The following is a 19,187-nucleotide window of genomic DNA, read 5'->3' as shown; positions in this document are numbered from 1 at the left end:
CATCAGAACGCCAGTTGAAACGCCACGACCACGCCCATCACGGTGAGGATGGCGTATTCCGTGAAGCTGATGATTCCCAAAGGCGTTTTGGTGTTGCCTCCCACGCAGGCGCAGTTGAGGGCGAGCTTGTCGACAAACACCGCCTTGATCACCGAGGCCATGCCGGGCACGCCTACCACCAGCGCGGCCCAACCGGCCAGAGGCAAGGGAGAACTGAGCAGAAATCCAAGGCCGATCAGCAGCTCAACTCCTGGATAGAGCTTTCCCCAGGGCCGCCAGCGCTGGGTGATGAGGTCGTATTTCACGAAGCTGGCCGCGAAAGACTCCACATCCATCAACTTGAGCATCGCTAGAGCGCAGATCGAAAAGCCCATGAAGCGCTGGATGATGCTGTCGCCTAGCACCAGCGCCATCAACAGAGCCGTGCCAAACACGGCGATGACGGGTGTATAGGAGTAGTCGGCGCTTTCAGCCTCTGCTCCCAGCACAGCAGCCAGATCGCTGTAGCCCCCGATGCGCCTGTCACCCGAAAAGATCTGGGGCGTGGTGGGCACGTTGTGACGCTGCTTGAAGGCGTTCACCTCCTCCTGGCTGCTGAGCAGATGATCCTGAAAGGCGATGCCTCTGCTCTGCAAAAGAGCGATCGCCTTCAGTCCCCAGGGGCACTCATGCTCCGGCATCGACATGCGATAGAGATGCACATCACCCAGATCGTTGGCCATCGCGGGGCTGTCGCAGTCGATCATCCGGACCGTAGCCGTTGGCTCGAAGGTCAGCAGCGCAATCTGGAGGTGCGCGGAAGAACCTCAAGAATCTCTCCATCCCCGCTCAGTTCTGGATAACTGCGCTCCTGCTCCCGGCACCAGGCGGCCACCTGGGGATAGGCCCATTCGAACAGCAGATCGCCGTACTGCTCCGCTGGAATGCCTTCGCCGTTGCGCGGTGCCAAGCCCGCCGCCTGGCGTTGGCGCAGCGCCTCGAACAGCAGGGTGGCCGTGGCCACCGACACATTCAAAGACTGCACCATCCCCCGCATGGGAATAAACACGGCCTGGTCCATCAAGCCCGTGGCCTCCTCGGTGAGACCCCACTTCTCAGCGCCGAGCACGAAGGCGCAGGGCCCTGTGAAGTCGCAGTCGCGATAGTCGCGTGCATCCACGCCCAGGTTGGTTCCGTAGAGCCGGAAACCCTGTTCCTTGAGGTGGTGCACCGCGGAAGCGATATCGGCGTGGTCGCGGAGGGGAACCCAGCGCTGACTGCCCTGGGCGGTGCTGTTGAAGGTTCTCGGTCTGCCGCTGAAGCTCACCGCATGGGCTTCCAGCACACCCACGGCATCGCAGCTGCGCAGAATGGCCGAGAGGTTGTGGGGCTTCTCCACGTGCTCCACCAGAACCGTGAGGTCGGCCATCCGTTGATTGAGCACGGTGCGCAAGCGCTCGAAGCGCCGGGGGAGCAGGGGCATCAGCCGATGGGGGAATGCATGGAGCCTGCTTTGAGGGTATGCAACGCCCCGCCCAGTCAGATTCCGACGCAACCTTGAGGCCGATCAGTCATGAATTGGCGTTGAAGCGATTCAGCATCAAAGCCATTGCACAAGCACTGGCATGAAGCGTTCGTTCGGCACCGGCGTTGCTGTGGTGATCGCCCTGGCGACCACGACTCCTGCGTTCCATCTCCCAGCTGCGGCTGCACCCCTCACGGTGTATGACTACGACAGGGAAGACGTTGATCGCCGCTATGGGCACTCAGGGCGACCGGTGCGATCCAGTGCAGCTGCCGACACCGATACCAACAGCTGCGTGGAAGGCAGCGTGATCGGCGGATTGCTGGGGGCCGGTCTGGGCGCTGCCCTGTCCCGCGGGAATGGTCGATGGATTGGTGTGCCGGTGGGAGGCGCTGCCGGTGCCCTGATCGGCTGTCAGGTGGATGGTGGTTGATGGCAAAGGCGCCCTCTTGCCTTGGCTTTGATGGGCGTGTCCATGCCGTCGTCGCCCTCATTCCCCATGGACGGCTGGCGACTTACGGGCAGGTGGCTGACTGGATCGGTGCCTATGGCTGTGCGCGGCAGGTGGGCTGGGCCCTGCGCAGGCTCTCTCTTCCGACGTCGATCCCTTGGCAGCGGGTGGTGAATGCCCGCGGACGCATTTCGATGAGCCTGAGCCGCGAGGGCTCTGATTGGATCCAGCGTGAGCTGCTGATCAGCGAAGGCATTCCCGTGGATGACGAAGGACGGCTGCCGCTGCGTCGTTTCCTCTGGGAGCCGCATCCCTTGGCGTTGCATGAGGCGCTAGGTCTGGATGCTGTGTGGCCTGACACGCGTGAGTGAGTCGCCGTCTCGATCTGAAACACCCGGGCTGGCATCGCGCCGAGTGGCCTTGGAGGTGCTTGAAGCTGTGGCGGCTGGGGCTTACGCCGATGTCGCCCTCGAGCGGTCGCTGCGGCAGCACCTCTTGCAGGCCGCTGACCGCGGCCTGGCCACCGAGCTGGCCTACGGCGCGATTCGCTGGCGTCAGTGGCTGGACGCCTGGCTCGACAAGCTTGGAAAAGTGCCGGCACGCAAACAGCCTCCACGTCTGCGCTGGCTGCTTCACCTCGGTTTGTACCAGTTGCTGCGCATGGAGCGGATCCCGGCCTCCGCTGCTGTGAATACGTCCGTGGAACTGGCAAAGCGGGGCAAGTTGGTGCGCCTGGCGCCTGTGGTGAATGGTCTGCTGCGTGCAGCGCTTCGAGCTCGTGATGCGGGCGAAGGTTTGGTCCAGCCGCCTGATCCGGCGATGGCGCTGGCGCAGGACCAGTCGCTGCCGCTCTGGTTCACCAGGGATTTGCTGCGTTGGTGCGGCCCGACTCAGGCCGCTCAAGTGGCGCAGGCCTGTAATCAGGTGCCCGCGTTGGATCTGCGCATCAACCGGCTGCGTTCATCGCCGGCAGAGGTGGCTGCGCGCCTGGCGGAACGGAGTATGTCCACGGCGGCGATCCCAGGCTGTCCGGATGGCTTGCAGGTGTTGGAACCGGCAGGGGATCTGCGCCAGTGGCCGGGTTACGACGAAGGCCACTGGTGCGTGCAGGATCGTGCGGCCCAGTGGGTGGCTCCGTTGCTGGCGGCAGAGGCAGGGCAGCGGGTGCTGGATGCCTGCGCAGCGCCTGGCGGTAAGGCCACCCACCTGGCGGAATTGATGGGTGATCAAGGTGAGGTTTGGGCTGTGGATCGTTCTGCCGGGCGCCTGCAACGGGTGGCCGCCAACGCCGCTCGACTTGGCAGTGGCTGCATCAACGCCCTGGCGGCGGATGCAGCGCAGTTGCTCGAGGAACGCCCCCAGTGGAGAGATTCCTTTGATCGGATCCTGTTGGATGCCCCCTGTTCAGGTCTGGGCACCCTGGCCCGTCATCCTGATGCGCGCTGGCGCATCACCGAGGCTTCGATTTCTGATCTGGTTCAGCTTCAGGCCGGTCTTCTCGACGGACTGTTGCCGTTGCTCAAGCCCGGCGGCCGCATCGTGTATGCCACCTGCACTGTGCATCCTGCCGAGAACACCGATCAGATTCATGGCCTGCTGCAGCGCCATCCCCAGCTTGTGCTGGCGTCTGAACAGCAGCGCTGGCCAGATCCACAGGGGGGGGATGGGTTTTATGCGGCTGTGATCACTGCACCGGCAGGGGCCTGAAATTTTCATCGACCGGGGGTCCCCCCGGTGGGGCGACGTAACGGGGAGGCGGCGGAGCTGGTGCAGCCGGCGGTTCCGTTCCCCCGAGGAAGGGCTCTTCTCCCGGCGCCCAGAGATCGGACCCAGGGGGATATTCGTATCCCCGGTAGGGAGCTTCTTTCTTCTTATCCGAACGTTTGGCTTTGCCAGGCGGCTGGAATGTGCGTGTGAGCACGGGCTTGGGGGGGAAGTTCTGCACTTGGTAAGTGCCCTTCACCTCCTCCATGAACTGCTTCCAGGCCCAGGCTGCTTCCCCGCTGTTGCTCTTGGTTTCGTTGTTGTTGTCGTAGCCGAACCACACCGCTGTGGTGAGTTGGGGAATTGATCCGATGAACCACAGATCCCGCGCCCCTTCCGAGGTGCCGGTTTTGCCGGCCACCGGGCGGTCATCCAGGCGGGCGGCGGCCCCGGTTCCTCCGCTCACCACCCGTTGGAACATCCAATTCATGGCGTCGGCCACGTCGCTGTCGAGAGCCCGCCGTCCTTTGTCGCCATCCACGCGACGGCTCCAGAGCACGTTGCCGTCGGGGCCTCGGATCTCTTCAAAAGCCGAGGGTGTGACGTAGACCCCGCGGTTGGCAACAGCGGCATAAGCGGCCGTCATGTCGAGAACGGTCTGTTCGTAGGCCCCGATGGCCATTGGGTAGTACTTACCCAGTGGGCGCTGGTTGCCAATGCCCAGCTGGTTGGCGGTGCTGATGATCGCGTCGAAACCGACCTTGTCCTGCAGCTGCACCGCCACGGTGTTGAGCGAGTTCTTCAGGGCATCAGCCAGGGAGATAGCGCCGAAGTATTTGTTTCCGAAGTTCTTGGGGCAGTAGCCCGCCCAGCAGCGGGGAGCATCGACAAACTTGTCTTCCGGCTTCACACCGGCATTGATCGCTGCGGCGTAGGGGAACAGCTTGAAGGTGGAACCGGGCGAACGCAGGGCCTGGGTGGCGCGGTTGAACTGGCTGCTGCTGAAGTCCTTGCCACCCACCATCACGCGCACCATGCCTGTGCCGGGTTCCATCGAGACGATCGATCCTTCGGTGTCGAACGGTGCGAATTCACGCACCACGGCTTGTGCTTTTTTTTGCCATTTCAGATTGAGGCTGGTGCGGATTTTCAGGCCGCCCACTTCCAGCTGTTCCGGGGTCAGCAGACGGGGCAGCTGCTGGGCGACCCAGCTGGTGAAGAAGGGCGCCGCGCTGTTGAAGTATTTGGGGATGGCAGGTTTGAGCTCCAGAGGGCTGTTGCGGGCTTGCTCGGCTTCGCTGGCTGTGATGAATCCCGCCTGACGCATGCGGTCGAGCACCAGACTGCGCCGTTCCAGGGCCAGTTTCGGATTCACCAGAGGGGAATACACCGAGGGCGCTGGGGGCAGGCCGGCGATCAAGGCGGCCTCAGGAAGGTTGAGCTCGTCGGGTGTTTTGGAGAAGTACACCCAGGCGGCATCGGCTAGGCCGTAGGCGCTGGAGCCCAGATACACGTAGTTGAGGTACTGCTCAAGAATCTGCTCCTTGCTGAGTTGGCGTTCGAGCTTGTAGGCCAGGGCCGCTTCCTTGAGCTTGCGGGTGAGCGTGCGGTCCTGGCTGAGGAACACCGTGCGGGCCAGCTGCTGGGTGATCGTGCTGGCTCCTTCGCGCACAGCTCCCTGGCGAACGTTGCGCACCAGGGCTCGTCCGATGCCCCAGAGATCCACACCATCGTGGTCGTAGAAGCGACGGTCTTCAGCGGCGATGAAGGCCTGCTTCACCAGCAGGGGCATCTGTCCAGGCTCAATCTTTTCCCGGGTAGCAGGGCCGAGCTTCTGGATCACTGCACCGTTGCTGGAGAGCAGAGTGATCGTGCCCGGACGGTTGAAGCGACTGATGCCGCGGGCATCGGGGAGGGTGGCGTCGAAGGCGCGGGTGACAGCGGCCTGGGCGAGGGCCACACCAACGCCCACCACGACGGCAGATCCACCGATCAGCGCCCAGTGGCGACGGGTGCGTATCACATCCCCGGGGTCAGGGGGCTATGGCCAATCGCCAGGGCTGTGACCAGCATGCCGAGAACCAGGAATGGCTGGGCGCTGGCTTGATATTTCACGTCGTAGGCCACGGGATCTCGCAGCAGCCAGATGTCCTGGAAAGTGATCTGAGGCACGATCAGCAGCACAAGCAGCACAGCAGCGAAATGCTGCCCGATGGCGATCAGCACGGCAACCATCAACAGCTGGAAGATGTCGATCATCCCAGCGCTGATCCAGCTTGCTGGCCGAATTCCGAATGCAACCGGAAGTGACTGGAGCCCAAGGGCACGATCTCCTTCCACGCTCTTGAAATCGTTGACAACAGCGATGCCGAGTCCTGCAAGGCTGTAAGCCAGCGTGAGAAGTGCTGTCGCCCAGGTGAGCTGACCGAACAGCGCCTGACCGGCCCACCAGGGAAGTGCGATGTAGCTCGCTCCAAGGGCATAGTTGCCGAGCCAGCCGTTTTGCTTGAGCTTTAAGGGGGGAGCGGAATAGATGAAGCTCACAAAGGAACCGCCCAGTGCGAGTAGTAGGAGCACCGGAGTGGAATGTTCTGCCCAGGCATCCAAGGCGTAGGCCACGGCGAGGCCTGAGACCAGCAGAATCCAGATCTGCAGTTTCACCTGGCCCAGGGCGATGGCCCCAGATGGGATCGGCCTGTAAGGCTCGTTGATCGCGTCGATCTCGCGGTCGTAGTAGTCGTTGATGGTTTGGGTGTAACCAGCCAGCAGGGGGCCACTCATCACCATGCAGGCAAGGGCTGCTGCGAAATGATCCAGGCGCCACTCGTAATGACCGCTGGCCGCTGCACCACAGACCACACCCCAGATCAGTGGAATCCAGGTCACGGGTTTCATCAGCTGCAGGCGCAGCTTCCAGATGTTGGTGGTGCCGCTGGCACCTTTCATGCCGAGCAGCTGACGGGCGTCACTCACGCGTTGAGTCCTCAGGCGGGAGCAATTTCATCGTCGAAGAACCAGTTGGTTGACCCATCACTGAGCTCAACAACCACACCGATTCCTTTGCCATCCACGGTCCGAAAATCAGTCACGGTGCCGTTGGCGTCGGATTTCAGCAGTTCGACAAGCGCTTTGGGAATCCGATCACGGACGCGGGTGACACGCACCTTGGAGCCGATGTCGATGGTGACTGCCTGCTGTGACATGGCCTGCGAGGCTTGGGAAGTGGCCGCAACCCTAACAGCCGCAAATCAAACGCCATGGTCGCTCTCCGCCTGATTCCCTGCCTTGATGTGGCCGCTGGCCGGGTGGTGAAGGGCATCAATTTTGTGGGACTGCGCGATGCGGGAGATCCCGTTGAGCTCGCTTGCCGGTACAGCCAGGCCGGAGCCGATGAGCTGGTGTTTCTCGACATCGCAGCCAGTCACGAAGGGCGCGCCACTCTCGTTGATCTGGTGAGGCGCACGTCCGAGCAGGTCACGATCCCATTCACCGTGGGTGGAGGGATCGGCTCCGTGGAAGCCATCACGGAACTGCTGAGGGCCGGAGCCGACAAAGTCAGCCTCAACTCCTCAGCGGTTCGGCGTCCTGAACTTGTGAAAGAGGGAGCGGAACGTTTCGGTTGCCAGTGCATCGTTGTGGCGATCGATGCCCGTCGCCGTGATGGCGGCGGTTGGGATGTGTACGTGAAGGGGGGGCGCGAGAACACCGGTCTTGACGCTGTTGATTGGGCCCGTGAGGTGGCCAGGCTCGGAGCTGGAGAAATCCTGCTCACATCCATGGATGGTGATGGCACCCAGGCGGGATACGACCTGGACCTCACCCGTGCTGTCGCAGAGGCGGTTCCGGTTCCAGTGATTGCCTCAGGTGGAGCCGGGACGCTTGATCACATTGCGGCGGCCCTCGACCAGGGGCCGAGCGGTGGACACGCATCGGCCGCGTTGCTGGCGTCCCTGCTTCACGACGGAGTGCTGTCTGTTCAAGAGATCAAAAACGACTTGCTGCGTCGTGGTTTGGCGATTCGTCCCCTTGAGTTCGCTTCGGATTATTAAAGTTTTTAAACGTGATGTGAAGTGGCCAGCGCTGTGCTGCTCCCAAAATCCAAACCTTTCGTTCTGAGCGCACTTTTGCTGCCAGGGGATGCTGCATGGTCACCGGCTACCTGGATTGGCCTCGCCCTGGTCAGCGTCGTGATCGCTTTGGTGGCTTGGGGGCTGCAGCTCATGCAATCGGCCATTGATCAACAGGAGTTCTCATTGATGTTGGCTGGATGCCTGGTGTGTTCAGCTGCCGTTGGACTGGCCACGGTGATGGTGATGACCCTGAACGACTTCTTGCTTTGAGACCAGGAGATCCAGAAGCTGTTGAACAATTGTTCAACGACGCAGCCCCCACCTACGACCGGCTGAACGACCTGCTCAGTCTCGGGTTGCATCGCCAATGGAAACGCCAGCTGCTTCTGCACCTGGCTCCGCGTCGGAGAGAGGTCTGGCTTGATCTCTGCTGCGGCACCGGCGATCTGGCCCTCGCTCTGTCCCGCAGGGTTCGCCCCGGAGGCCAGGTGGTCGGCGTGGATGCAGCCGAGGCGCCGCTTGCGGTTGCGCGCAGTCGTGCAGCGCGCGAGCCCTGGTTGCCGGTTGATTTCCAGCAGGGCGATGCCCTGGTTCTGGACTGCGACACCGCTTCGGTTGATGGGGTGGTGATGGCCTACGGGCTGCGAAACCTTGCCGATCCGGCGGCTGGCCTCAGGGAGATCAAGCGGGTGCTTCGCCCCGGGCACCGGGCAGGGCTGATTGATTTCAATCGTTTGCCGCCCACCTCCGTGGCGGCACGCTTCCAGCGGGCCTACCTGCGGCGCGTGGTGGTGCCTGTTGCCGAAGGGCTTGGCCTCAAAGACCACTACGCCTATCTCGAGGCCAGCCTGCAGCGCTTTCCCGATGGTGCATCCCAGGAACAGCTGGCGAAAGACGCAGGCTTTTCGCGTGCCTGCCATCGCGCCATGGCCGGGGGGCTGATGGGGCTTCTGATCCTGCGTTCTTGAAGAGCCATCACAGCTCAGCCTGTGTCGCTTGCGACAAGTAAGACCGGTGACTTATGAAGGAATCATTAAGAAACGGGGGGAACCACGTTGGCCTTTCCGCTGCCGTCGCTGTTGTCGTCGATCGAAGATCTGCTGGATGAAGTCCAGTGGCTGGACGGGATGATCCTGGTCACCGACTCGCAGAAAGCCACATTCGTGTCTTTCGCGCAGGTGGATCCCGTTCTGCGTCGGCTGCGTTCCCGTCCGCGGGGAGCAGAGGTCGCGGAGCAACTCTGCATGTCACTGCTTGAGACCCATGGGAAGGGAGCCTCCAAGCCTGTGCTCGTGTTCCAGGGGGATGGCAGTTTCTGGCTGGGCCTGATGGGGCCGGGCCATGGCCACCCTCACCGTCATCACGCCATCGCGCATCTCCACCGTTGCCTGTCTCTGAGTTGAGCCGGGAAGGCCTTTGAGGAGAATGCCTTGCAACGGTTCCAATGCACGGATGCATTTCCAAGACATCATCAGCACCCTCAACCGTTTCTGGTCTGAGCAGGGATGTCTGTTGCTCCAGCCCTACGACACCGAAAAGGGGGCTGGAACCATGAGTCCGCACACCGTGCTGCGCGCCATCGGGCCCGAGCCTTGGGCTGTGGCCTATCCAGAACCCTGCCGCCGACCGACCGACGGGCGCTATGGCGATAACCCCAACCGAGCTCAGCACTATTTCCAATACCAGGTGCTGATCAAGCCCTCCCCCGACGGCATTCAGGAGACGTATCTCGCGTCCTTGGAGGCTCTCGGCATCAGAGCATCTGATCACGACATCCGCTTTGTGGAAGACAACTGGGAGTCCCCCACCCTCGGTGCCTGGGGTGTGGGCTGGGAAGTGTGGCTGGATGGCATGGAGGTCACTCAGTTCACCTATTTCCAGCAGTGCGGCGGTCTGGATTGCAAACCAGTGTCGATTGAGATCACCTACGGCCTCGAGCGCCTGGCGATGTATCTCCAGGATGTGGAGAGCATCTGGGATCTGAGCTGGAATGCCCAGCGCAGTTACGGCGATCTCTGGCTTCCTTTTGAGAAGGGTCAGTGTCATTTCAACTTCGAGGCGTCCAACCCAGAGCGGCTGAAGCAGCTGTTCGCGATCTACGAAGCCGAGGCCACGGATCTGATCGCCCAGAACTTGCCCGCTCCGGCCCTGGATTTTGTGCTCAAGTGCTCGCACACCTTCAATCTCCTGGAGGCCCGTGGCGTGATCTCAGTGACCGAGCGCACGGCCACCATCGGCCGGATTCGCACGCTTGCCCGCAAGGTGGCAGAAGCCTGGCTGGCTGAGCGAGAGGCTCTTGGGTTTCCCTTGCTGGAACCGAGTGCGGAGGCTGCAGTGGTCTGATCCCCTTGCGGCCAACCGGGGAATCCTCGCTGCATCTCTGATGCGGGTGCGGCATGAATTCGGCCCTGGCCACGGCGTTGCTCTTGCTGCTGGGAGCTCTGGGGGCGGCGCTGTCCCAGACCTGGCACCACTGGTGCACGCTGCTGTTGGTGCTGGGTCTTGGTCTTGCTGTTCTGCGCCGATGCCTGCGGCTTTCTGGACAATCGCTGGGCCTGATCACCCTGTTGCTGGCGCTCGTGATCGCCCGCTCCGGCCTGGCCGCTGAGCCACGCCCCCATCCTCTGGATCCCAGTCACCGGATTCCGATGAAGGGCCCGGCTGAGGTGCTGACCCTCCAGGGACGGCTGTTGAACGATGGACAGCTCCGCAATGGGCGTTGCCGGGCTCTTGTGGAGGTGAACCATCTTGATGGTGAGCGGCGCAGGGGGCGGACTGAACTCACCGTCGATCCTTGTCAGGAGCCTTTGCGTCGAGGGGATTGGATTGAAGTCACAGGGCCGCTGCGCAGGCCTCGGCCTGCCGCCCACCCCTTGCTTCGTGGCGGAGCGGAGCGGTTGGTCGTCCGAGGAAGTTGGAGCCAGATCCGCAGTGAATCCATTCGGGTCTTGCGCCAGTCCTGGACGCCGTTGGCGGATGGCCGCCGGCGCATTGCCGAGGCCTTCACCGAGGCAGCCGGACCAGCGCCTGGTGGTCTGCTGGCTGCCCTCGTGCTCGGCAGTGCGCAAGTGAATCTGATGGCGGATCTGCGTGAGGCCTTCCGCGTGGCGGGCTTATCCCATGCTCTGGCCGCATCGGGTTTTCATCTTTCCGTGCTGCTTGGCACCACCCTGGCGGCCACCCGCTCAGGTCCGTCTGCGCTGCGCATCGGGGCCGGAGGCAGTGCCATGGCGTTGTTCCTCGCGCTTGCCGGTGCCCAGCCCTCCGTGGTGCGGGCCGTGCTGATGGGAGCGGCCGCTCTCCTGATCCGTGAAGAGGGGCAGCGCAGCCGCCCTCTCGGCGTGCTGGTGCTCACCCTGCTGCTCATGCTGCTGATGCATCCAGCTTGGGCCCGTTCAGTGGGATTTCAGCTCAGCGCTGCGGCAACAGCTGGTTTGGTGTTGTCGGCTGGCCCCCTGGAACAGTGGCTTTGCACCCATGGCCCGGGATGGCTGCGCCCCCTCGCCCCTGCCCTGTCCGTGCCCCTGGCTGCCCTGGCCTGGACCCTGCCGTTGCAGTTGCTCCACTTCGGTTCGGCGCCCCTCTACGCCCTTGTCAGCAATCTGCTGGCAGCTCCGTTGCTCGCTCCGCTCACCTTGTCGGCGATGGCGTTGGCCCTGCTGGTGCTGGTGGTGCCGGGAACGCTCATCACCTTCGTTCTGCCCTGGCTGATCTGGCCTGTTCAGCAGTTGGCGGGCGTGCTGATTGCCTTGGTGCACTGGATCAGTGGCTGGCCCTGGGCCCAGCTGCTCACCGGCCGTCCGCAACCGCTAGTGGTGCTCACGCTCGCCCTTGCCTTGATCCCCTGGTGGTTACCCACGCTTCGCCGTTGGCGTTGCCACGCCGTTCCCCTGGCCTTGTTGGCCGTGGTGGTGCAGGGGTGGGTGCAGTTCAGTGATGACTTGATCAGGGTGGAGCAGTGGGGACGCCAGTGGCTGGTGCTGCGGCATCGCGGCCGTGCGGCTTTGTTGAGCAGCCATGGCGATGGTCTGAGTTGCCATGTGGCCAGGCAACTGGGCGAGGGGCTTGGCCATGACCGTTTCGATTGGGTAGCGGTGATGGATCCTGTGGCCATGGACCAGTCCGGGTGTTGGAGTCCCCTGGCTCATACCGTTGTGGCGGAACATCAGGGGCAGCTGCCCCTGCGTTCTGGGCAGATGTTGACGAGTGAAGGCCTCGGTCTGCGCGTGGCCGACGTTAGAGGTCGTCACTTGCAGGTTCAGGTGGGGCAGCGGGTGTTTCCTCTGCGTCGCGGGGATTTGTCACCTCCAAGCGGGGAGGTTGCCTTGGTGGTGCGTGGGGCGGAGCCCTAAAGTGATCATGCGCTTCACTGCGCAAGGAGAGGTGGCAGAGTCCGGTTGATTGCGCACGACTCGAAATCGTGTAGGGGTCACACCCTCGTGGGTTCGAATCCCACCCTCTCCGTTTTTTTGCTTTTCGTTGTCTCATCGGTTGCAACGTCTTGCTCTTGATGCGATTGCGGAGTGTGAGAAAGGGTTTAATTCGCTGGCGCTAGCCAACACTATTTTTTGTCAAGTGATGCTTATGATTGATTTGTCTGTTTTTGATTAATGCGTTGTGGCCTTTCAGCTTCGGGAGTTTTTTGCGCCGTGGTTAAAAAGTTCACCTGAAAGGCGCGACTTCTTTTTGCGTCATCCTCGCCAGGCCATGGAAGAGATTGTTGGTGTCCCGGATGATATTTACGTTGATGTTGAATGGATCAAGGAGCAAATTTGGTTCCAAGCGTCCATCCCAAAGCTTCCTGGCGATGGTGATCGTTCACTTGTGGCCATGCGTCAGCGTAATGAACGCTTGAATCGTTGTCCTGTGCTGCGTGTGTCAGGCCAAGAATTTATTAACAACCATATTCAAATTTTGGCTGAGCATGGCATGCGTGTACCCGAGGATGTCGTTGTTTTGATTGATCCAGGCGCGGATGGTTATATTCATTTTCGGATAAGACTTGACGTGTTGTATAGTTCTTGAAAAGTGTTTAAATCCTAGGATTTGTCGTCCGGAATGTTCAATGTGAACGGGAATGTGATGAATCCTGTCGCCATTGCCTGGTTGGGAATGAAACAGCAGTGCAAGCCCAAAGCTGATTGTTGGAGAGGCCTGTCGGTGTTTGTTGCTTTTGCTTGAGTGCCTTCAGGCTGGCCGTTATCCGAAAAATGCGTTTGAAGGAAAAAATCTTTGTTTTGATGGATTTGCGACTGTGCATTAGTCGGGGTAATCGATGCTCAGATGTTCTTGGTCTGTCTTCATTGATAGCCTTTGATTGTTGATAGGCTGAGGCTAAGTTTCGACCTTTCGCAGGTGATTCTGTGGCTCTTGTCTTTAAAGATGATGGCAAAATATTTGAGAACCTCTGGGGTTAGAAGTTTTCGGGGCCGGATGAGTTTTCGAGGGCGAGTGCCTTTCTCCTCCCAGGAATGGCCTCAGTTACAAACCAATGCTGTTTGAAGGTTGCGAGCGACACCTGGCTGATGCCTTCACCACGCCACGCTGTGGTCATGAAGCATTTGTGCGTCGGTCAGGTTCTGCTCTGTCCAGCCAGCGGCATGCACTGGCAGGTGATGCACTCCATTCCAGGCCGACTGCGACTGCGCAGCGTGGGCTGTTCCCTGGACCCTTTTCAGGTGCAGGCACTCACCCATCAGGCACTCCAGCGTCGTTGGGTCCGCCATGTTCGGGCCAATGCCATGGCCGGCAGCCTCACGTTGGAGGGAGACCCGCGTCGTCTCACGCGTAAACGAGCAGTCCTCATGCTCCTTCAGCAGTCCGCGCAACAGGAGGCGGCTCTGTCCCTGTCCATTGCGCCCTCCGTCAATGCGCAGGCTCTGCGTCGACTGTCTCTTGTGCTGGCCCTGTTCGGTGTCAATGCGCTTCTTGACCTGCCGATTCTGCTGCTGTTGCTTCCAGTGGGCCCGCTTTTGTTCCTGCCGTTGTTGCGAGCCTTTTGGTCCGAACGGCGTGCAGGGCAGATTCCAGCCAAGACCCTGGATCTTCTTTGGTACGGCTCCCTCGCTTTTCGCGGTCATGGTCAGGCATTGCTGTTGGAGTGGGGGATTGAACTTGGCAATCATTCGCTCAAGCGTTGGACGCCTGGCCCTGAGCAGCGCACGTTGCTTCGGGAGCGTCTTGATGACTTTTGTCAGCGTTGTTCGGTGAGGTTGCAGGCGTCCGATGGGGCCTTGGTCGAGATTCCTCGTGTCAGCCTCAGGGCCGGTGATCATCTGCGACTGCTGGAAGGCGAGCGATTGCCCTGTCACGGACAGGTGGTGCAAGGGGCAGGAACTGTTGCTTCGCTCTGGGCCGATGGTCGCTCTGTGCAGATCCCAGTCAGGCCTTTTCAACAGCTGCCTGCGGGGATCCGGCTGGTCAGTGGTGATCTTGTGATCCGGGTGATTGCAATTGAAGACCCCTTGCAACCAGAGGATTACCTCACCAAAGTCATGGCCTCAGAGGTCGCTCCACCACCAATCATTGAGGCTTCACGTCGTCTGCACTCGCGCACCGTCCCCATGATCCTGATGGCGGGAGGTGGTTTGCTTCTCTCAGGACAGTCCAGTCGTGCGGCAGGACTGCTTCAGTTTGATCCCCTGAGCGACTGGGAGTTGAGCTGTTCATTGCAATTGGGCGCTCTCCAGCGGGATGCCTTGAATCTGGGCATGGTTCTGCAAAGACCTGAGGTCTGTGCCTCGGTAGCGGCCAGCCATCAGTTGTTGATCACGGAAGCAGTGCTTGGCCGTTTCATGTCGATGGAACTGGAAAGCCTTCACCCACTCATGGATGCGAGTGCCGACGAACTGGTGCAGATCCTGGCTGGGTTCCGTTGCAAACAGCGACCTTTCGGACTCACGGCTTACACCACGCTTCTTCAAGTCATGGATCTGGATCCATGCAGCGTGGAAGAGATCGAAATGAATGGCTCGTTCGGATGGCGTGGTCAGGTGTTGGGTGAGCAGATTGAGATTGGAGGGCCGAATCTCTTGCGTGCCCGTCAGCTCCACCATTCAGGGGATCTCGGTCCCATCGGTCACCGGACCTGGATGTATGTGATCCGCTCCGGTCAATTGGTTGGAGGGGTGACCTTCAAGGTGAGTCAATCGCGACGGGTCTTAAGAGCTTTGCGAAGACTGAAGCGAAGTGGTGTGCAGATCACGCTCATGATGCGGTGGGACATGCAGTACGCCAATCTGTTGCGCCAACGACTCGATCTTCCGGATCAGAATGTTGTGTTTGAGCCCGATGTTTCCAAGCAGTTGGCCTGGCTTGGGCAGTGTCGCTCCCAGGGACCGGTGATGCTGCTCGCGGGTGAGGATACGGATGTTTCCTTAATCGCAGCTGCTGATGTGGGGATGCGGATCTCTGACCTGGATCAGGCGTTCTCCCAGGAGCTTGCCGATGTTCTGATAGCACCTCGATGTATTGATCAGCTCCCTGTGCTGGTCAATCTTTGCCAACGGTTCCAGCGACGGCAGAAAGAGCAAGTGATTTGGGTGCTCATGCCTCACTTGTTGGTGGTGTTGGTGAACCTTGTGATCCCACTCAACCCTTTGGTTGCAGTGATTCTTGTGGATCTACCGATCCTCACCGCTGATATTTTCAATTCCCGCTCTGTTGCAAGCCTCATGCGTGGAAAGAGGGCTTAGGAGTTCAACCGCGTTTGGATGTCACGGTCGCAGCAGGTTGGGCTGACTTGTTGGTTTCAAGGTCCGCACGAGCTTCAGCGAGAAGGTCTGTGAAGGTTTCGCTGACCTCTGAAAAGCCGTGTCCTACACCTTTCAAGAGAGCCCCCGTTGTGTCCGCCAGACGAATTCCAAGCTTGAGGCCCTGCTTGGTAATGGTGCGTCCGCTGTTGCTAACCGAGCGGCTCCAGTCGGTTTCCTTTCCACTGATGGCTTTCACGGTAGGTGCCACAGCAACAAGAGCAGCGCCGACGCCCATGGCCAGGAGAAATTCGAGTTCGAACATCGTGGTGAAGGGGCCGGAAAGGAAGGCCGATAAACAATTTCAAATTTAGTGCTTTATGCCGAAAAAGCAGCGACTTGTGCTCATCAGGAGACAGCACCGAGCCACTCGATGGCCCCCTCTTCGAGGGTGTAACAAGCCGCTTCGATACGAAGAGTTCCTTGCTTCACCCGCTCCTGCATCAACGCACTGCCATGAACCAAGCTGCGAGCCGATTCCATGCTGTTGGCTCGGCAGGCTGCGCCCACATCATTGCTCATACCAACGCGTTTGAGATTGGAGCGGATGGTGCCAACCAGATCGCTGAGCGCTGGCGTGAGCGTTTCCTCTGAAGTGCAGGCTGCTGTGACGGCTCCGCAGCGTTCATGCCCCATCACCACAATGAGATGAATGCCTAACGACAGCACGCCGTAGTCGAGAGAGCCAATGGTGTCGCTGTAACTTGTGTTCCCTGCGGTGCGGACCACGTAAAGATCTCCAAACCCCGCATCGAAGAGCAACTCAACCGGAACGCGCGAGTCGGAACAACTCAAGATGGCGGCCATCGGACGTTGACCATCCACCAGCTGCTTGAGCCTGTGAGCTGAGGAATGGGGGTGCCGCGATTTTCCCGCCATAAATCGCTCATGCCCCGCCTTCAAGGCTTGAAAACTCTGTTCGGGCGTCATCGTCATGTCCGTTTTCGTGGAGGGGTTTTGGTCGAAGGTTGCCATGAATTGCCTCGATGTTCTGGACACGGTGTCGTCATGACCACCCCGTTCTGAACTGTTCGCGACCAACATGTCCCGGTGGTCCGTTGCTTGCCCATGGCTGATGAGATGCTGACCCTCTCGAGGCTCGAATCCGAGCTGGGACTCTCGCGAGCTGAGATCCTTGTCTTGGCTCAGCGCATTGGCATCACTCCTGAGCGTCGAGGGCTGCGAACATTCCTGCGGGCGAGTGACGTTTCACGTTTGAGAGCTGCGGCCACCGGCGAAGGTGGGGAGCTTGTAGCGACCGAGCTTGAGCTGGTTCAGGCCCATGGCGAGAGTGATGCGTCGTCTTTGCCTGTCGTCAGTGGCGAATCCAATTGGATGAAAGCTGAGCAGTTCGCAGATCTAAGGCTGTTCAGAGAACGTCTCGAGATCCTTGAACAGCTTGTGCGAACTGGCATCGAAGTGGACAGCCGTGAGCTGGCGGATCTTCTTCAGCTCAGGCGCTTACCTCCTTTGCAGGATCTCTGCGACGGCAAAGGCTTCGAGAGACGAGGGCTTCGCTGCCTGCGGATCCAGCGGCCGGGTCAGCGATCGTCATGGCGACTTGTGAAGGCCGCCAGCTGAGTTCCAGCATCCCCAGCCGGGTAGCCCACTCGTTCAACGCTCAAGATGTTGTGCAATTCAGCAATCAACATCGGTAGGTCGGCGAGAAGGATGGTCTGAAGCGGCGGGATCCAACCCACAACGGTTGCCAGGGTCGAAATGAGCTGGGTTGTAGTGATCAGTCCAAAGTTGCCGTTCTCTGTGGACTGCAATCTGCGGCTCAGCTCGATCAGTCTGGGAATCCATCCTGCGTTCGTGGGAATCGTCAGATCGCAGAGTTCGGAGATGAAGAGGCTGTCGTCTTCGACGCGCATGCCAATTGAGACATCGGCCAATTCAAGGGCTGCGAGGTCCTGGATCAGGTAGCCCAGATAGGCCACCCCAGTTTGGGATTGTCCTTGAAGGCGTCTGACCAGTGCGACCCGCTTGGCTCCGTCGCAACCTCCATGGATTTGACCATCAGGAATGCCCAGGCTGTGAACGCTGGTTCTCAGCTGTTTCGGCGGAAGGGTGGAGACCACATGAAGCTTGATTCCCTGTCTCTTGAGCCAAGAAGAGGCTTGAATCCAGTGATCGTCAGGACAAACTGTCATGGTGATCCTGCCGATTGCGTTGCCATCACGGAAAATGGTCAGGGGCTGCAGGATCTCCGGAACATCTGAGGTGGAAGGCGATTCCGTCACCCCAGGCTCCACTAAGTATCTTTCACCAGTTGCTGTCACTACATTGAAGCGACGGCTTGCTGACTCGATCGTTACCGAGTCGATCGCTGTGGGATTGTCGATCTTGCGTAGCTGATCAGCCCAGATCGAGGGCCCTCCTTCTTCAACCAACCAGGACTGGATTCCCGACAGAAGTCTCACCAGGCTTCCTTCTGCTAAGCCATCCTCGATCCTGTGCTCTTCTAAATTGATCCCACGGTGATGGTTTAGGCCGCTGAAGGTCACCACAAGGTGCTTGACCCTGCCGAAACTGCTCAGCGTGTTGGGGTTGTGAATATTGACGTTGTGTAGCTTCAGATCAGCTACCGCTGTCAGCCTGGCACCACTTACGCTCTGTTCCCAGTTATGCAAGGGCGTGAATTGCAGGGGGGCGAGCGCCGCGTGGCCGGCACCAGTGGCAATCAAGGCACCGCTGCTCAGCAGCAGAAAAGGATTCATCCAGCGACCGATTGATGCGAGATCGTCCGCTAAAACGTTGTCTTCGAGGCCGCTGTGTGTTTGCTGTTTATGCAATAAGGCATAGGTAGGGTCGTTGTCGAGTTCCGTCTGCAGGCTCAGGACTCCCTTGCCTTTAATCACCAGCGCCCCAGCTTTGACGCCATCGCCTTGCTTCAACCAGCGTGGTTGCCAGTCACCGTTGATGCGTTTATCAATCACAAGTAGATCCCCGCATTCCACGCGTGAACGCAAGGGACACATTTGTTCGGCATGAATCAGATACTTTTGCCCGCGTTTCGCATCTGAAAGGCAGATGGTCTTTTGATCGGGATCCGGCGATGTGAGATGAATTCGCTCTTCGAGTCGCTGCAACAAGCGCTTGGGGCTTCCGGTCTCTTCGGCGGGCAGCATGGATTGCTGCATTAGGCCCGTTCCATCATGAATGCTGAGATCCAAGAGAACTTCCTCGGGAAGTCCTTGGAAGAGCATGAGCCCGGAGAGTCCAAGCTCCATCAAGTCGTAATCGGTCTCCCCCTTGAAGAGAGATCGCAAGCCTGTAAGGATCCTTGGCCAAATCATCACCGACGACAGGCCAACCAGCAGGGTGAGCGGCAGAGGAATTAAGAGATCAAACAACAGGATCCCCGTGCAGACTCCACCGTGCAACAACACGCGGCTTGCGCGTCTCGACCGCACCAAAGCCTCGCAATCCGGCTCGAGTTGAGTGCCACCTGGATCGAATGCCAGGGCAAGCAGCTCCTCCAGCTTCGAGCGGTGGTCGGAGCGCACATGAATGCAGAGACTTCCGGCCAGGGGGTTGATGCGGAATCCCAGCAGCCAGGGACAACCACCCAGCACCAATCGGGTGTGACGTAGTGTCTCAACGTTGAAGAGTGCAGGGTTCCAGCGAACCCTCACCCTGCCGGGAAGGTCACTGACCACTGTCCAGAGTTGGACATCCGAGGTGATCGAAACCATGGTTGTCAC

General features: G+C 60.0%; 20 protein-coding genes and 1 tRNA gene. 13 read left to right on the top strand and 8 right to left on the bottom strand.

Annotated features, from left to right (window positions below; translation table 11 throughout):
- Nucleotides 1–2: 2 nt before the first annotated feature.
- Both SynMEDNS5_RS09100 and trmH read right to left on the bottom strand, forming a co-directional pair.
- The gene (locus SynMEDNS5_RS09100; protein ID WP_186585939.1) at nucleotides 3–722 is read right to left on the bottom strand and encodes a MauE/DoxX family redox-associated membrane protein; all 720 of its coding nucleotides are present in this window, start codon (nucleotides 720–722) and stop codon (nucleotides 3–5) included.
- A gap of 50 nt (nucleotides 723–772) precedes the next feature.
- Nucleotides 773–1,462, bottom strand: a complete 690-nt coding sequence (gene trmH / locus SynMEDNS5_RS09095) for a tRNA (guanosine(18)-2'-O)-methyltransferase TrmH (RefSeq protein WP_186583084.1) — start codon at nucleotides 1,460–1,462, stop codon at nucleotides 773–775.
- 142 nt (nucleotides 1,463–1,604) lie between these two features.
- On the opposite strand from trmH, the gene SynMEDNS5_RS09090 reads away from it, so the two are divergent.
- Genes SynMEDNS5_RS09090 through SynMEDNS5_RS09080 form a run of 3 tightly spaced genes read left to right on the top strand, consistent with a single transcriptional unit; the run spans nucleotide 1,605 to nucleotide 3,662 of the window.
- The gene (locus SynMEDNS5_RS09090; RefSeq protein ID WP_186583082.1) at nucleotides 1,605–1,937 is read left to right on the top strand and encodes a glycine zipper 2TM domain-containing protein; all 333 of its coding nucleotides are present in this window, start codon (nucleotides 1,605–1,607) and stop codon (nucleotides 1,935–1,937) included.
- Entirely contained in the window at nucleotides 1,937–2,326 is a 390-nt protein-coding gene (locus tag SynMEDNS5_RS09085; protein WP_186583078.1) for an MGMT family protein, read from the top strand. The genes SynMEDNS5_RS09090 and SynMEDNS5_RS09085 overlap by 1 nt, the downstream gene beginning before the upstream one ends.
- Nucleotides 2,298–3,662 carry a 16S rRNA (cytosine(967)-C(5))-methyltransferase gene (locus SynMEDNS5_RS09080; protein ID WP_186583076.1) on the top strand — a complete coding sequence of 455 codons (1,365 nt, stop codon included), beginning with the start codon at nucleotides 2,298–2,300 and terminating at the stop codon, nucleotides 3,660–3,662. The genes SynMEDNS5_RS09085 and SynMEDNS5_RS09080 overlap by 29 nt, the downstream gene beginning before the upstream one ends.
- Here the strand turns inward: SynMEDNS5_RS09080 and SynMEDNS5_RS09075 are convergent.
- Genes SynMEDNS5_RS09075 through SynMEDNS5_RS09065 form a run of 3 tightly spaced genes read right to left on the bottom strand, consistent with a single transcriptional unit; the run spans nucleotide 3,640 to nucleotide 6,862 of the window.
- Nucleotides 3,640–5,682, bottom strand: a complete 2,043-nt coding sequence (locus tag SynMEDNS5_RS09075; protein WP_186583075.1) for a transglycosylase domain-containing protein — start codon at nucleotides 5,680–5,682, stop codon at nucleotides 3,640–3,642. The genes SynMEDNS5_RS09080 and SynMEDNS5_RS09075 overlap by 23 nt on opposite strands.
- Complete coding sequence (gene chlG, locus SynMEDNS5_RS09070; RefSeq protein ID WP_186583074.1) at nucleotides 5,679–6,632, bottom strand: chlorophyll synthase ChlG; 954 nt, start codon at nucleotides 6,630–6,632, stop codon at nucleotides 5,679–5,681. The genes SynMEDNS5_RS09075 and chlG overlap by 4 nt, the downstream gene beginning before the upstream one ends.
- 11 nt (nucleotides 6,633–6,643) lie before the next feature.
- Nucleotides 6,644–6,862: a DUF2862 domain-containing protein gene (locus SynMEDNS5_RS09065; protein ID WP_186583072.1), complete on the bottom strand. Its 219-nt coding sequence runs from the start codon at nucleotides 6,860–6,862 to the stop codon at nucleotides 6,644–6,646.
- A gap of 54 nt (nucleotides 6,863–6,916) precedes the next feature.
- On the opposite strand from SynMEDNS5_RS09065, the gene hisF reads away from it, so the two are divergent.
- The 9 genes from hisF to SynMEDNS5_RS09020 all read left to right on the top strand — a co-directional run bounded on the left by hisF (nucleotide 6,917) and on the right by SynMEDNS5_RS09020 (nucleotide 15,423).
- The gene (gene hisF, locus SynMEDNS5_RS09060; RefSeq protein WP_186583070.1) at nucleotides 6,917–7,708 is read left to right on the top strand and encodes an imidazole glycerol phosphate synthase subunit HisF; all 792 of its coding nucleotides are present in this window, start codon (nucleotides 6,917–6,919) and stop codon (nucleotides 7,706–7,708) included.
- A gap of 21 nt (nucleotides 7,709–7,729) precedes the next feature.
- The gene (locus SynMEDNS5_RS09055) at nucleotides 7,730–7,999 is read left to right on the top strand and encodes a hypothetical protein (RefSeq protein ID WP_255440110.1); all 270 of its coding nucleotides are present in this window, start codon (nucleotides 7,730–7,732) and stop codon (nucleotides 7,997–7,999) included.
- Entirely contained in the window at nucleotides 7,996–8,697 is a 702-nt protein-coding gene (gene ubiE / locus SynMEDNS5_RS09050) for a bifunctional demethylmenaquinone methyltransferase/2-methoxy-6-polyprenyl-1,4-benzoquinol methylase UbiE (RefSeq protein ID WP_186585937.1), read from the top strand. The genes SynMEDNS5_RS09055 and ubiE overlap by 4 nt, the downstream gene beginning before the upstream one ends.
- Before the next feature lie 87 nt (nucleotides 8,698–8,784).
- Nucleotides 8,785–9,132: a hypothetical protein gene (locus SynMEDNS5_RS09045; protein WP_186583069.1), complete on the top strand. Its 348-nt coding sequence runs from the start codon at nucleotides 8,785–8,787 to the stop codon at nucleotides 9,130–9,132.
- A gap of 49 nt (nucleotides 9,133–9,181) precedes the next feature.
- Complete coding sequence (gene glyQ, locus SynMEDNS5_RS09040; protein ID WP_186583068.1) at nucleotides 9,182–10,072, top strand: glycine--tRNA ligase subunit alpha; 891 nt, start codon at nucleotides 9,182–9,184, stop codon at nucleotides 10,070–10,072.
- 53 nt (nucleotides 10,073–10,125) lie between these two features.
- Nucleotides 10,126–12,081: a ComEC/Rec2 family competence protein gene (locus SynMEDNS5_RS09035; RefSeq protein ID WP_186583067.1), complete on the top strand. Its 1,956-nt coding sequence runs from the start codon at nucleotides 10,126–10,128 to the stop codon at nucleotides 12,079–12,081.
- Nucleotides 12,082–12,106: 25 nt separating this feature from the next.
- Nucleotides 12,107–12,193 (top strand) — tRNA-Ser (locus tag SynMEDNS5_RS09030).
- Between the two features lie 153 nt (nucleotides 12,194–12,346).
- Nucleotides 12,347–12,754, top strand: coding sequence for a hypothetical protein (locus SynMEDNS5_RS09025; RefSeq protein ID WP_186583066.1), 408 nt, complete (start codon nucleotides 12,347–12,349; stop codon nucleotides 12,752–12,754).
- A 500-nt stretch (nucleotides 12,755–13,254) separates the two neighbouring features.
- Complete coding sequence (locus tag SynMEDNS5_RS09020; protein WP_186583065.1) at nucleotides 13,255–15,423, top strand: hypothetical protein; 2,169 nt, start codon at nucleotides 13,255–13,257, stop codon at nucleotides 15,421–15,423.
- A gap of 4 nt (nucleotides 15,424–15,427) precedes the next feature.
- On the opposite strand, the gene SynMEDNS5_RS09015 is transcribed toward SynMEDNS5_RS09020, so the two are convergent.
- Together SynMEDNS5_RS09015 and SynMEDNS5_RS09010 are read right to left on the bottom strand one after the other, a co-directional pair.
- Nucleotides 15,428–15,745: a hypothetical protein gene (locus SynMEDNS5_RS09015; RefSeq protein ID WP_186583064.1), complete on the bottom strand. Its 318-nt coding sequence runs from the start codon at nucleotides 15,743–15,745 to the stop codon at nucleotides 15,428–15,430.
- A gap of 83 nt (nucleotides 15,746–15,828) precedes the next feature.
- Entirely contained in the window at nucleotides 15,829–16,455 is a 627-nt protein-coding gene (locus SynMEDNS5_RS09010; protein ID WP_255440108.1) for a carbonic anhydrase, read from the bottom strand.
- A 93-nt stretch (nucleotides 16,456–16,548) separates the two neighbouring features.
- Here SynMEDNS5_RS09010 and SynMEDNS5_RS09005 point away from each other — a divergent pair, with 93 nt between their 5' ends.
- The gene (locus SynMEDNS5_RS09005) at nucleotides 16,549–17,061 is read left to right on the top strand and encodes a hypothetical protein (protein ID WP_186583063.1); all 513 of its coding nucleotides are present in this window, start codon (nucleotides 16,549–16,551) and stop codon (nucleotides 17,059–17,061) included.
- On the opposite strand, the gene SynMEDNS5_RS09000 is transcribed toward SynMEDNS5_RS09005, so the two are convergent.
- Entirely contained in the window at nucleotides 17,022–19,178 is a 2,157-nt protein-coding gene (locus tag SynMEDNS5_RS09000) for a hypothetical protein (protein ID WP_186583062.1), read from the bottom strand. The genes SynMEDNS5_RS09005 and SynMEDNS5_RS09000 overlap by 40 nt on opposite strands.
- Between the last annotated feature and the right edge of the window lie 9 nt (nucleotides 19,179–19,187).

The sequence above is a fragment of the Synechococcus sp. MEDNS5 genome (genome assembly GCF_014279875.1).
Lineage (GTDB): Bacteria > Cyanobacteriota > Cyanobacteriia > PCC-6307 > Cyanobiaceae > Synechococcus_C.
Note: the sequence above shows the minus strand (reverse complement) of the source record. Positions and strands in the feature narration are given on the sequence as shown.